This is a genomic window from Acinetobacter sp. SwsAc5, from assembly GCF_013391485.1.
Classification (GTDB): Bacteria; Pseudomonadota; Gammaproteobacteria; order Pseudomonadales; family Moraxellaceae; genus Acinetobacter; species Acinetobacter towneri.
On sequence record NZ_JACAXD010000019.1, the window covers coordinates 49,554 to 61,120 of the forward strand.

Sequence of the window (11,567 nt, forward strand, 5' to 3'; positions counted from 1 at the left end):
TCTCCTTAAGCCTGCAAAATTTGTTCGAGTTCGATGCCAATTTTTTTACTGCGTTCCAGCAGTTTTTGTTCTGCAATGTCGACTGCATCTGCAGACAACGCCTCAGCTGCCCACGCTGCAAATGCCGCTTTCACTTCAGGTAAATATTCGGCTAACCACTGGCTCAACAATTGTTTGTTATGTGCAGATTCTGCAGCTGCGATTTTAAATACGCTGTCTGACCATTTGCGTAAATCTGCCATGGCTTCCTGCATAAATTCCATCAGCATCGCCAAGTCACGTGCTTGATGCTGTGCCAGCCATTGATCAAATTGGGTGTAAACCAATTCGCTCATAAAGCTGTCAATCACCAAGTTTTGTAATAAAAACAGTTTGAAATAGTCCTGCTCGATCAAACTGGTTTCACACAACTTGCGCAGTCCTTGCCATGCTTCATCCTGCATCCATGCTTGTTTGGCTGGAATTAAAGATTCGCCCGTGTTGCCATCGAGTGCCAAACCAACCCGTGAGATGTACTGCGCCATCCCTAAACGATCCATCGCAGCATAAATACAGGCTTGGGTCAGCACCGTGCCATAACCATAAGCACTGCCCGACATCATGTGTAAATTGGCAGTCTGTTCGATATGACGAAACGGCAAAAACAAGGCAATCACTTTGGCTTTGACATCTTCAGAAATATGCTCTGCCAACTGACGCTTTTCAAAAAAGCTAAAGTTACTTTCGGCAATGTCCTGCAAACGCGCACGATGCTGCACATAAGTTCCGTAATAAAACTGACGCGGGTCTTTAAATGCATACCAATCCTGCATTTCAATTGCAGTATGGGTTTTATCATTTAAGGTTTTTTCAGGTTTCCACAGCGGACGATAGTGAAAGTTGGTTTCCGCCTGAATATCAAAACTGACTTCCTGATAACGGGTGGCTGGCTTGTTGCCAAAACGGCGCTCAATATAGGCATAGTTTTGACGAATTGGCTCAATACCCGCTGTTTTAATTTCTAAAGTCATCGCTTATCTCCTTAAGCATTCAGTGTTGATCTTCATGATCAATGTTGTATCGCTGTGCACCGACTAAAGTGTCGTGTTCAATGCCGTAACGCCATTTGTCTTCTTCAGCATCATTCACGGCTTGCTGTTGTTCGCTCATTTCCACCACTTGATTGGTTGCGCAGAACTCGCGGAATGCTTGCTGCGGTAACACCAACTCCACATATAAAGTGGGATCGTGAATGGCAAAGTCGAACTCGACAAATGCGGCATTAATATCGCCCGTTACCCGAATATATTTGGTTAAGGGCAATGCGCCTGTTGCATCCTTCATATTGTTCTCCTACAAGATCTGATTCATTCAGAACTTGCTTCAGTTGCTTCATGCATCTGTTGCTTACTTTTACTATTACAACAAGCGTGCCAACTTTATAAAAACATTGAAAAACAGCAACTTAAAAAATCTGAGTGTTTTTATAAGAATTTGGATTTCATGATTTGATGAATTTTGATGTTTAAAAAATTTAAGATTTCATGATTTGATGAAATACAGCCCGTACAGATACAAAAATTTACCCTTGGGCTTTATGCAATTCGCTTATGATAAAGATGAAATAAAAACAACAAAAACATAGAGATACAGCCGAATACCTTTAAGGTTTGGCATGATGCTGTTTAGGTATTATTGAATTTTCACGAATTTGCATAAGATGGCTAAATAGCCTCGAATTTAATGGATTAAACACGGCGCATGGTACAAGTAAAATACGACAGCAGCGGCAAATATGCAGGTCATCCTCAGGAAATTCACGACCTGCTTTCCAAACTACATTTTGACACTGAGCGTGGACAAATCTGGTTTGATGAGTATCGCATGTTGCTGATGCATACCAGCATCATGGGCTATTTGCGTAAAGACCTTGCCAATATGATTGGAATGGAACGCACCAAACGCTTTTTTATTCGTTTGGGCTATCAGGCAGGTCTGAAAGATGCAGAAGTCACTACTAAAATGCGCCCAGGTTTAATTGAAGAACAGGCTTTTATGGCAGGGCCGCAAATGCACGGTATTCGTGGCATGGTGCAAGTTTCTGCCAATCAATTGATTTTAAATCAAAAGAAAAAACAGTTTTATGCAGACTTAAACTGGCATAACTCTTTTGAAGCCGATGTGCATGTTGAGCAATTTGGACTGAGTCACGAACCTTCCTGCTGGATGCTGCTGGGCTATGCTTGCGGTTACAGCAGTTTTGCCACAGGCATGACCATTATTTATCAGGAAGTGGAATGTAAAGCCTGCGGGCGTGAGCATTGCCGTATTATTGGTAAACAACTCAGTGAATGGGAAAATGCCGATGAGCTGATTCAGTTCATGTCGCCTGAACCGATGGAACAGGAACTCATTGCGCTACAAGCAGAACTGTATGAACTGAAAAAGTCGATTTATACCACCAGTAAAAATGACTACAGCATGTTCAGCTCAGTCGGACAATCTGCAGCTTATCAACGGGTGTGTGACTTACTCAAAAAAGCGGCAGGTGCAAAAGTGTCGATTTTGCTGCAAGGTGAAACAGGGGTCGGGAAAGAAGCCTTTGCCCGTGGTGTGCATGAACTCAGTCAACGTAAAGAACATGCTTTTGTTGCGGTCAACTGTGCGGCAATTCCGCCTGAACTGATTGAATCTGAACTGTTTGGTGTTGAAAAAGGTGCATTTACAGGTGCACATCAATCACGCTTAGGTAAATTCGAACGCGCCCATGGCGGCACTATTTTTTTAGATGAAGTGATTGAGCTTTCACCACGCGCTCAAGCGGCTTTACTGCGTGTGCTACAAGAAGGTGAAGTGGAACGTGTTGGGGATTCACAAACCCGTCATATTGATGTTCGTGTAATTGCTGCAACCAATGAAGATTTAGAACAAGCCGTTAAAGCAGGTCGTTTCCGTGCCGACTTATATTACCGTTTAAATATTTTTCCTGTGCAAATTCCACCACTGCGTGAACGCCGTGAAGATTTACCGCTATTGGTTGCGCATTTCTTAAAACGCTTTGAAAAAATGTATGACAAACAAATTCAAGGCGTCAGTGAAAAAGCCACTGACTTTATGCAAAGCTATGCGTGGCCTGGCAATATTCGTGAACTGGAAAACCTGCTCGAACGTGCGGTACTACTGACGGAAGATCAACAACTGATTAAACTGAATGCCCTGTTTCCGCAAATGCACAGCGACCATACTGTAGATGAGCAAGACAGCGTAGATTTAGACACGCTTTTAACCGAAGGTTTTGATTTAGAACAGCATGAGCATCAACTGATTATCACCGCGATGCAAAAAGCCAAACACAATGTATCTGAAGCGGCACGCTTATTGGGAATTTCCCGCGCTGCACTGGATTATCGTTTAAAAAAATACGCCATGCGCTAGAAATTCCGCAATAAAAAAGCCCTGTTTTTCAACAAGGCTTTTGCATTTCAAGCAGCCGAATTACCAGCTCAGTGTCTGAGTGCCTGGACGGAAAATTGCTTCACCCATAGCATCTGGATTGGCATATTTCAGACCTTTCATTAAGTCACCTTCAACAACACCGTACTGCTCCATACACATTTTGCAGATATACACATCACCACCTTTGGCGATAATACTTTTCAGCATGTTCTGATGCTCTGCATATTTAGGTTCAAAGCGGTTAGATGCCAACATTACGCCTTGATCGACCAAATAAATCGTCAGTGGATGACCTTTGCCAAATTGGTTATTGCTCATGCCAATTGCCATTTTGGTGCGGTGCTCATCACTGCTGGTAAGCAAGACAAAAAGTGGATCTTTTTTGCTCTCTGCCATTGCTGGAGATAGACTGGCAAAGGTCAGCAAAACCGATAAACATAACAACTGAATCAATTTCATGGCAGAACTCACACTCAATTTAAATCTGGTCAAAATATTAGCATAATAAATATACTATATTTAAATAATAAATTAAGACGATAGTCTGTATGCAATAAAGCCAAGCACTAAACTTTTTCAAAAATCAAAAATTGATCACTGTAAAATGACCCCAGCATCAACAATCACAATTCAATACGTCCAAAAAACAAAGCGCCACCGAAAACGGCAGCGCCAAGCATGTATTTAAGAGCAATCTTTTCTAGTAGAAATGAAGGGTTAAGCCGCTAAATTTTTCTTGAGTTCATCTTCTACAATACCAATTTCCAACTCACTGAAACGACGGATTTCCCCTTCTGCATGTTTTTCCAACATGCCGCCAATCAATGGCACTTTAACCTTAATTGTCCAGTTTAATTGAATATCAATTTTTTCATGGTTGCCTGTCACACTACGCTCGCCTTTAGCTTCTAAAGGCAAGTTTGCACCAAGCTCCACGGTAGAAGTAAGCGCCGTTAAATGGGTCACATCATTGCGTTTTAAACGAAATGCATCTTTTAATAATTTTTTAGCCATATCTGGAATATTCACATCTAAATTATAAGCACGGCGTAAAGTGTAAATATCACCGTTCTTTTTAGATTCTAAAATTTCCAAATTTTCACCAGGAATACGCTTGCAGACTGCTTCATGCAAAGCAACATCTGCCACTAAACGCTTAAATTCGTCAATTGAAACGCCATGAATGGTGGCGTTTACAGTAAATTGATGAGCCATTTGAGTTCCTTTTATTTTGTTTATTGATGGAGTAGGTCTAGCATCATCGTGCAATATAATTTGGCTGATGCTCAACGGGTATAAGCTGTTTTATATCCTAAATACAACTTTATTTTCAGGCTATTAAAATGTTTTTTCCGCCTGCTGTCATTGACTCTATTTTGTCTATTCTGTGTGAATGATGCCAAATTCAGCGGCATAGGTTTCATGGCTATAAATAGTTAAATAATGCCCATAAAATTCAATTTTGGCATAAAAATGTTCTGCGCCATCATCTAGTCCTGTGGAACACCATGTCGTCCCTTTGGGGAAATCATCTAACCACTGGGCTTGGCAAAAATCTGCAATCGAATCAAACTGTAAATAACGCTCAGGATACGCTAAAATATCCAATGCCAATAAATCAAATTGTTTAAGCTGCGCCTGTTTAAAATCAATTAAATTGCTCATCGCTACACGTCATCACACCGCAGAATGTGCCGCATGTTGTTGTCGGATTTTATGCCATTCACGCCAGCCCAAATAAGCAAGAACCACAAAACCTGCATATAACACAGCCGTTAACAGCAACTCTTTGTAAATAAACATGCCGATATACACCAGATCGACCACAATCCATAACACCCATGTAGCCAAGTATTTACGACTGGTCCAATAGGTTGCCAATAGACTCATAGCTGCCAGTTGTGCATCCAATAAAGGCAGTGAAGCCTGCGTCCACCACTTTAAACTTAGCCCAAACAGTAAACCCAGCATGCTACTCAGTGCAATTTGCAGCCACATTTTAGAGAGTGGCAAGCTTTGAATGATGATATGTTGTTTTTGCTGCTGTGCAGTTTTCCACTGGAAAAAACCATAAACAGCCATGCCCATAAATAGGGTTTGTAATACCGTTTCGCCATACAATTGATATTCAAAGAACAAATAGGCATACAGCAAACAGGCAATAAAATTCACCACCCAGCAAGCTATATGTCGCTTAATGGTTAAGGTCACGCCTAAAACACTAATCAACACAGCAATGATTTCTAAAACTGACATTGATGCTGCCTATGTAAAAGAAAAAGGCATGATACCTCTTTTCGGGAAAATAGCGCAAAACTCAACATTTAACCAAACACTTAACTGACAAGAAGATGCTGCAATTAATTTTCAAGAAACCTCTGTAAAATCATAAACAGAAAATCAGGCATGACAATCAATCTGTTTGAAACTGCTCTGAATTATTGTATTTATGCTCTTGCCCAAAGCGGTCTACATGGGTAATAAAAACTCCGTATTTGCCGACAAAATATTCAAGGGATTGCTCGTAAAAACTCCAGTAAATTGACCACTCCCCCAAGTCTAACTGACGAATTTGCGTATGTGCTTTGGCAGGCATTTTATTTAGCACTTCTTGTTGAATAGTTTCGGCATCTTCAGGGTCACGACTAGATACTTTTAAGCTTAAAAATATTTCTGCGATATCATCAAATAATTGCTGTTCGTATTCGGCAACTTCTTCCACCACCTCTTCTACAGGGCGCGGTGCTTTGTGGGTAATCGGGTCTTGGACAATATTGGCAATATCTTGACAGCTTTGCTGAAAAGTACGATTAATTTTTATTTTGAACCAGACTTTCCAGACTGCATATACGGCAATCAACAACAAAATCCATAACAATAGTTTTGCCATCTTGGTCTTCGCTCTTATTTCAGGCGTTTCAATAAAGTATAACCATTTCAGGGCTTAGCGTCTATTCGCTGCTGCACGCTTCAACGCTTATGCTTTAACAGAAGATTCCATCCATGCATCGCTAAAAAGTGCAATGCTCAATTACACAATGATACCGATTGCCTTAAAAATAGGACTTGTGCTGCAGTATAACGCAGTAAAACACAACAATTTTCTGCTATTTCTTTAAACACTTTTCGCTTCCAATAGAGCCTTGTTTTTATCTATCACCCTAAGCCTAGATGATTAGAGCTGCACAAATTCAAGATGTCGCCAATTTGGTTGCGGTATTACACGCCAGTATTCGCTCTTGTATTCAAGATCATCAACGCAATGAAGCCAAAATTCAGGCATGGCTAGAAAATAAAAGCTATGAAAATATTTTAATGCTGCTGCATTACAATAATTGTTGGGTCTATGTCTTACAGCATATGGTGGTTGGCTTTATTATGATGAGTGATCGCGGGCAAATTTTACAACATGCCATTGCCCCCGAAGTACAACAACGCGGTATTGGTCAAGCCTTGTTATTTGAAGCAATAAGCGATTTAAAGCGCAAAAATGTATCGCACATGAGTGTATTTAGCACACAGACTGCTTTAAGTTTTTATGAAAAAAATGGCTTTGAAATACAACCTCAAAAAATTAGCTATGAGCACTTCACACCCATGCTCAAACATCTCAATGGCGAACCCTTAGAGCACACTTAAAAAAACAAACTTTCCAATATAGTGAACGCACATAAAAAAACCGCTTTCAGGTGAAAGCGGTTTTTTGGGGATGTGGATTCGATTTTATAAACGAATCTAATTTTATAAGCGAACTAGGGCAATAATTTTTTCTGCCAGTTCTTCTGTAGCTGTCGCAGTCAACTCTGCATCTGCACCACTGTTTACATCACTAATGACCACAATGCCCGTTTCGCGGAGTAATGCAACCTGCGCAGCATCTAAACCTGCTTTGGCAATGGCAACAATACCCTGCTGAATCAGCAAGCTTTCAAGTGCTTGTGCCTGTTCAAGTGCTTGGCTTGGTACACATACCGCTGCAGGTTTTTGACCCAAACGTGCAGCACGGTCTTCGGCTGTTACAGGTGTACTGTGTGCAGTCCATTCTACGCAAGCTTCAACCATACCTGCGCCAATGGTCACGTTATTTAAACGATCAATGAAAATAAACGAACCCGTATAACGACTGTCTTGATAACGGTCAAATACCACAGGCGCATCAAATTCGATGGTGACATTGGCAATTGCATTCAGTTCAAGCTGTTCAACGTGCACCTGTTCCAAAGTATTCACATTGGTACGGTAATGAATGGCTGTGACTTTTGCAGGCACAGTTTGTGTACCCACTTTTAAGTTATACAGCTTGCCAATAGATAGTGGCTGATCAGCCATCCACACCACAGTGGCATTTACAGCACGTGAAATTTCAGGACGCACTTGATCTTCACGCACCAACACATTACCACGTGAAATATCAATTTCATCGTTCAGTGTTAGGGTAACTGCTTGACCTGCAATTGCATGTTCAAGATTGCCATCAAAAGTCACAATCTCTTTTACTGTCGAGCTTTTACCCGATGGCAATGCCACAATGCGGTCACCCACATGAATATCGCCCAAAGCAATCGTGCCGCAGAAACCACGGAAGTCAAGGTTTGGACGGTTGACATACTGCACAGGGAAACGGAAATCATTTTGAGCCGAGTTACGGTTAATTTCTACCGACTCCAATGTTCCCATTAAAGTATCGCCTGTGTACCAAGGGGTATGCTCAGACTTGTTCACCACGTTATCGCCATTTAAGGCAGAAATTGGCGTGAAAATAATATTCGATGGTTTACGATCACCCAGTTGATTCACAAAGTTCGCATATTCCGTCTGAATTTCGTTAAATCGTGCTTCTGAATAATCCACCAAATCCATTTTATTGATGGCAACCACAATATTGTTAATGCCCAATAAACTAGAAATAAAAGTATGACGACGGGTCTGAGTTTGTACGCCATAACGCGCATCAATCAAAATAATCGCCAAGTCACAAGTCGATGCACCTGTTGCCATGTTACGTGTATATTGCTCATGCCCAGGTGTATCGGCAATGATGAACTTACGCTTTTCAGTAGAAAAATAACGATAAGCCACATCAATGGTAATGCCCTGCTCACGCTCGGCTTGCAAACCATCGACCAATAAAGCTAAATCAGGTGCATCGCCCGTAGTGCCGACTTTTTTCGAGTCACGAGTCACGGCTTGTAATTGATCTTCATAAATCAATTTTGAGTCATACAACAAACGACCAATTAATGTCGATTTACCATCGTCTACGTTACCGCAAGTTAAAAAGCGCAGTAGATCTTTGTTTTCGTGCTGTTTTAAATACGCCAAAATATCTTGGCTAATTAAATTCGATTGATGAGACATTGCTCAAAGCTCCACATATTTTTTAGAAATCGGTTTTTTAATCTTTAATCCCTCTAAATCTCCCTTTTATAAAGGGAGGCTTTGCTCCGCTTTTTATAAGTCCCTCTTTATAAAGAGGGGTTTGGGGAGATTTTTCAGGAGAGATTAGAAGTAACCTTCTTGCTTTTTCTTTTCCATCGAGCCAGCTTCATCGTGGTCAATCATACGACCCTGACGCTCTGAACTGGTTGCCAATAGCATTTCCTGAATAATTTCAGGCAAGGTATTCGCTTCTGATTCGACTGCACCCGTAAGTGGATAACAACCTAAAGTACGGAAGCGTACCGATTTCATTTGTGGAACTTCACCTTCTAGCAACGGCATGCGTTCGTCATCGACCATAATTAAAGTGCCGCTACGCTCAACGACAGGACGTTCTGCAGCCAAATACAACGGTACTAATGGAATACTTTCGAGGTAAATGTATTGCCAAATATCCAATTCAGTCCAGTTAGACAATGGGAACACACGAATACTTTCGCCTTTATTGACCTTGCCATTATACAAATTCCACAATTCAGGACGCTGATTTTTCGGGTCCCAACGATGTTTTGCATCACGGAAAGAATAAACACGTTCTTTGGCACGTGATTTTTCCTCATCACGACGCGCGCCACCAAATGCCGCATCAAAACCGTATTTATCTAAAGCTTGTTTTAAGCCTTGGGTTTTCATGATGTCGGTATATTTAGAACTGCCATGATCGAATGGGTTAATGTTGGCATCTACCCCTTCTTTATTTTGATGAACAATCAAGTCAAAACCGTGCTGTTTTGCCATGTTGTCACGGAAAGTGATCATGTCTTTGAATTTCCAGCCTGTATCCACATGTAACAGTGGAAATGGCAGTTTCGCTGGATAGAATGCTTTTAAAGCCAAATGCAACATTACCGCTGAATCTTTACCAATCGAATACAACATGACTGGATTTTCAAACTCGGCTGCAACTTCACGGATAATATGAATACTCTCAGCTTCAAGCTGTTTAAGATGAGTAAGTCTTTCCTGATTTATTGACATTGATCACACCAGATGTACTTAAACTTGTGTACGAATAACACAGATAGAATTTGATTTTCATTATAGTGACTTAGTTATGCAGACTATTGCTTGTTTTATTATATTTATATGCAAAAAGCTCATATAAAAGAAAACCAATAAGCAGTATAAGTTTTATTTAATCAATAGTTTATTCCATCATATATTGAAATTTAACGTCATTCTCGCTACGTTTGATACATACAAATCGCGCTTACAAGCTGCTCATTTTTGAATAACTTCATAGATTATTCATCTAATTCAGTGCTTCAAGCATGAACAAAAAATGCTTAAAGTAAAAACATATTTTTTTATTTTTAAGATGCTCACATGCCACAGATTGAACAGATCAAATCCAAACTTGAACAGGCGCAGCTGGCTGGTTTTTTGTATCAACACAGCCCTGAGCTACTCGTCCTACAAGAGCCTTTAAACGATGATGCTTCAATGCTGAATGTTTTTGTGCAACATGAACTCAGTGCAGATCAGATTGGGCTGCAATTTGGTTTGCGTTGCCGTGATCAACAACTCTCCTTTTTAATAGGCGTGACGCATAGCAATCAAGACCGCAGCTATGAAATTGGTGCGGGCAATTTAAAGGCCGAACAAAAAGCCTTTAACTTAATGTATGCATTTTATAATTATCCTAAAGGTTTTTATTTGGTAGATGTGCCTTTAAATGCAACCACGGCAGAACTGCATCAAGCGATTGAAACGCAATTATTTTCGCAAGAAAAACTGGATTTCTTAAACACTGCTATTAAAACCAACCCCATGGGTACACAAGTAACTTGGATGAAAGCGCATATTTTGCAGCAAGCTTTAGAGATGAAAGTACGGATTCAAACGGCGTTGTTATAAGCATCATCACTTTAAGTTTCTGCGGATTACGCAAGATGCACTTAAACCCCGCCAAAACTGGTTGATTGATTAAACTCGAAATTATCGTATACTGTACATATACACAATACACTTGGATACTAAGGCTTGATTAAGAGTTTTAAACATAAAGGTCTTCAGGCTTTTTTCCAAACTGGTTCAACAGCAGGTATTCAAGCAGCGCATTCTACAAAATTACGTTTAATACTTGCAGCACTACATGCTGCATCTACGGTGAATGATTTGCGAACTCCACCCAATTGGCGTTTACATAAATTGAGTGGAAATCTACAAGATCAATGGTCACTAACAGTAAATGGTAATTGGCGTGTAATTTTTAAATTTGAAGATGGTGATGTCTACATTGTAGATTATTTGGATTATCACATAGCTTCTAGCGCAGGAGTACAAAGATGAATATGATGTTTAATGCACCTCATCCGGGCGAAATGTTGCGCGAATATATTGGTGAAACTTCTGTGACTGAAGTGGCTCAAGCACTTGGAGTGACACGTGCAAACCTATCTCGCATTTTGAATGGTCATACTGGAATTTCTGCAGATATGGCGATTCGTTTGAGTGAAGCCTTAGAAACCTCACCAGAGTTTTGGTTGAATTTACAAATGCAGCATGATTTATGGCTTGCCAGTCAACGCCAGCGACCTATGATCAAAAAATTGGTGGCAAGTGTTGTAAGCGTCCGCTGAACCCCATGCCTATTTTTTAATTCGGTTCCGGTTTCCAGCGGTGTGGTAGCAATTCTTCAATCTGAGTCACTTTATGTGTCGGCAACCTTTTCAGCACATCACTTAAATAGG

The 11,567-nt window shown here is 40.6% G+C and carries 15 protein-coding genes; 5 read left to right on the plus strand and 10 right to left on the minus strand.

Annotated elements, in window-relative coordinates:
* Positions 1-5: 5 nt before the first annotated feature.
* Together HYG89_RS11330 and HYG89_RS11335 are read right to left on the minus strand one after the other, a co-directional pair.
* Positions 6-1,010 (minus strand): aromatic/alkene monooxygenase hydroxylase subunit beta, encoded by a 1,005-nt coding sequence (locus HYG89_RS11330; protein WP_178867541.1) that lies wholly within the window; start codon positions 1,008-1,010, stop codon positions 6-8.
* A 19-nt stretch (positions 1,011-1,029) separates the two neighbouring features.
* Complete coding sequence (locus tag HYG89_RS11335; RefSeq protein ID WP_004971972.1) at positions 1,030-1,323, minus strand: phenol hydroxylase subunit; 294 nt, start codon at positions 1,321-1,323, stop codon at positions 1,030-1,032.
* A gap of 417 nt (positions 1,324-1,740) precedes the next feature.
* On the opposite strand from HYG89_RS11335, the gene mobR reads away from it, so the two are divergent.
* Positions 1,741-3,414 (plus strand): phenol degradation transcriptional regulator MobR, encoded by a 1,674-nt coding sequence (gene mobR / locus HYG89_RS11340; protein ID WP_178867543.1) that lies wholly within the window; start codon positions 1,741-1,743, stop codon positions 3,412-3,414.
* 60 nt (positions 3,415-3,474) lie between these two features.
* Here mobR and HYG89_RS11345 read toward each other — a convergent pair whose 3' ends face one another.
* The 5 genes from HYG89_RS11345 to HYG89_RS11365 form a co-directional block, all read right to left on the minus strand.
* Positions 3,475-3,894: a DsrE family protein gene (locus tag HYG89_RS11345; protein ID WP_178867544.1), complete on the minus strand. Its 420-nt coding sequence runs from the start codon at positions 3,892-3,894 to the stop codon at positions 3,475-3,477.
* A 258-nt stretch (positions 3,895-4,152) separates the two neighbouring features.
* Positions 4,153-4,650, minus strand: coding sequence for a DUF2505 family protein (locus HYG89_RS11350; RefSeq protein ID WP_004971978.1), 498 nt, complete (start codon positions 4,648-4,650; stop codon positions 4,153-4,155).
* 165 nt (positions 4,651-4,815) lie between these two features.
* Entirely contained in the window at positions 4,816-5,100 is a 285-nt protein-coding gene (locus HYG89_RS11355) for a hypothetical protein (protein WP_178867545.1), read from the minus strand.
* A 12-nt stretch (positions 5,101-5,112) separates the two neighbouring features.
* Entirely contained in the window at positions 5,113-5,691 is a 579-nt protein-coding gene (gene pnuC, locus HYG89_RS11360; RefSeq protein WP_178867546.1) for a nicotinamide riboside transporter PnuC, read from the minus strand.
* Between the two features lie 157 nt (positions 5,692-5,848).
* Positions 5,849-6,325 carry a hypothetical protein gene (locus HYG89_RS11365; RefSeq protein WP_167845869.1) on the minus strand — a complete coding sequence of 159 codons (477 nt, stop codon included), beginning with the start codon at positions 6,323-6,325 and terminating at the stop codon, positions 5,849-5,851.
* Positions 6,326-6,606: 281 nt separating this feature from the next.
* Here HYG89_RS11365 and HYG89_RS11370 point away from each other — a divergent pair, with 281 nt between their 5' ends.
* Entirely contained in the window at positions 6,607-7,074 is a 468-nt protein-coding gene (locus HYG89_RS11370) for a GNAT family N-acetyltransferase (protein ID WP_178867547.1), read from the plus strand.
* A gap of 102 nt (positions 7,075-7,176) precedes the next feature.
* On the opposite strand, the gene cysN is transcribed toward HYG89_RS11370, so the two are convergent.
* Positions 7,177-8,793 (minus strand): sulfate adenylyltransferase subunit CysN, encoded by a 1,617-nt coding sequence (cysN, locus tag HYG89_RS11375; RefSeq protein ID WP_178867548.1) that lies wholly within the window; start codon positions 8,791-8,793, stop codon positions 7,177-7,179.
* A 144-nt stretch (positions 8,794-8,937) separates the two neighbouring features.
* Positions 8,938-9,846 (minus strand): sulfate adenylyltransferase subunit CysD, encoded by a 909-nt coding sequence (gene cysD, locus HYG89_RS11380; protein ID WP_026438300.1) that lies wholly within the window; start codon positions 9,844-9,846, stop codon positions 8,938-8,940.
* Positions 9,847-10,200: 354 nt separating this feature from the next.
* Between cysD and HYG89_RS11385 the strand changes: the two genes are divergently transcribed.
* The 3 genes from HYG89_RS11385 (at position 10,201) to HYG89_RS11395 (ending at position 11,456) form a co-directional block, all read left to right on the plus strand.
* Entirely contained in the window at positions 10,201-10,731 is a 531-nt protein-coding gene (locus HYG89_RS11385; RefSeq protein ID WP_096900966.1) for a hypothetical protein, read from the plus strand.
* A 126-nt stretch (positions 10,732-10,857) separates the two neighbouring features.
* The gene (locus HYG89_RS11390; RefSeq protein ID WP_096900967.1) at positions 10,858-11,166 is read left to right on the plus strand and encodes a type II toxin-antitoxin system RelE/ParE family toxin; all 309 of its coding nucleotides are present in this window, start codon (positions 10,858-10,860) and stop codon (positions 11,164-11,166) included.
* Complete coding sequence (locus HYG89_RS11395) at positions 11,163-11,456, plus strand: HigA family addiction module antitoxin (RefSeq protein ID WP_178867549.1); 294 nt, start codon at positions 11,163-11,165, stop codon at positions 11,454-11,456. The genes HYG89_RS11390 and HYG89_RS11395 overlap by 4 nt, the downstream gene beginning before the upstream one ends.
* 16 nt (positions 11,457-11,472) lie before the next feature.
* Here HYG89_RS11395 and HYG89_RS11400 read toward each other — a convergent pair.
* On the minus strand, positions 11,473-11,567 hold a 95-nt coding region (locus tag HYG89_RS11400), incomplete at its 5' end, for a transposase domain-containing protein (protein ID WP_178867550.1).

What these genes read in the sequence shown, in the direction of transcription:
- HYG89_RS11330 (WP_178867541.1), bottom strand. Translation starts at nt 1,010, where the DNA reads ATGACTTTAGAAATTAAAACAGCGGGTATTGAGCCAATTCGTCAAAAC.
- HYG89_RS11335 (WP_004971972.1), bottom strand. Translation starts at nt 1,323, where the DNA reads ATGAAGGATGCAACAGGCGCATTGCCCTTAACCAAATATATTCGGGTA.
- mobR (WP_178867543.1), top strand. Translation starts at nt 1,741, where the DNA reads ATGGTACAAGTAAAATACGACAGCAGCGGCAAATATGCAGGTCATCCT.
- HYG89_RS11345 (WP_178867544.1), bottom strand. Translation starts at nt 3,894, where the DNA reads ATGAAATTGATTCAGTTGTTATGTTTATCGGTTTTGCTGACCTTTGCC.
- HYG89_RS11350 (WP_004971978.1), bottom strand. Translation starts at nt 4,650, where the DNA reads ATGGCTCATCAATTTACTGTAAACGCCACCATTCATGGCGTTTCAATT.
- HYG89_RS11355 (WP_178867545.1), bottom strand. Translation starts at nt 5,100, where the DNA reads ATGAGCAATTTAATTGATTTTAAACAGGCGCAGCTTAAACAATTTGAT.
- pnuC (WP_178867546.1), bottom strand. Translation starts at nt 5,691, where the DNA reads ATGTCAGTTTTAGAAATCATTGCTGTGTTGATTAGTGTTTTAGGCGTG.
- HYG89_RS11365 (WP_167845869.1), bottom strand. Translation starts at nt 6,325, where the DNA reads ATGGCAAAACTATTGTTATGGATTTTGTTGTTGATTGCCGTATATGCA.
- HYG89_RS11370 (WP_178867547.1), top strand. Translation starts at nt 6,607, where the DNA reads ATGATTAGAGCTGCACAAATTCAAGATGTCGCCAATTTGGTTGCGGTA.
- cysN (WP_178867548.1), bottom strand. Translation starts at nt 8,793, where the DNA reads ATGTCTCATCAATCGAATTTAATTAGCCAAGATATTTTGGCGTATTTA.
- HYG89_RS11385 (WP_096900966.1), top strand. Translation starts at nt 10,201, where the DNA reads ATGCCACAGATTGAACAGATCAAATCCAAACTTGAACAGGCGCAGCTG.
- HYG89_RS11395 (WP_178867549.1), top strand. Translation starts at nt 11,163, where the DNA reads ATGAATATGATGTTTAATGCACCTCATCCGGGCGAAATGTTGCGCGAA.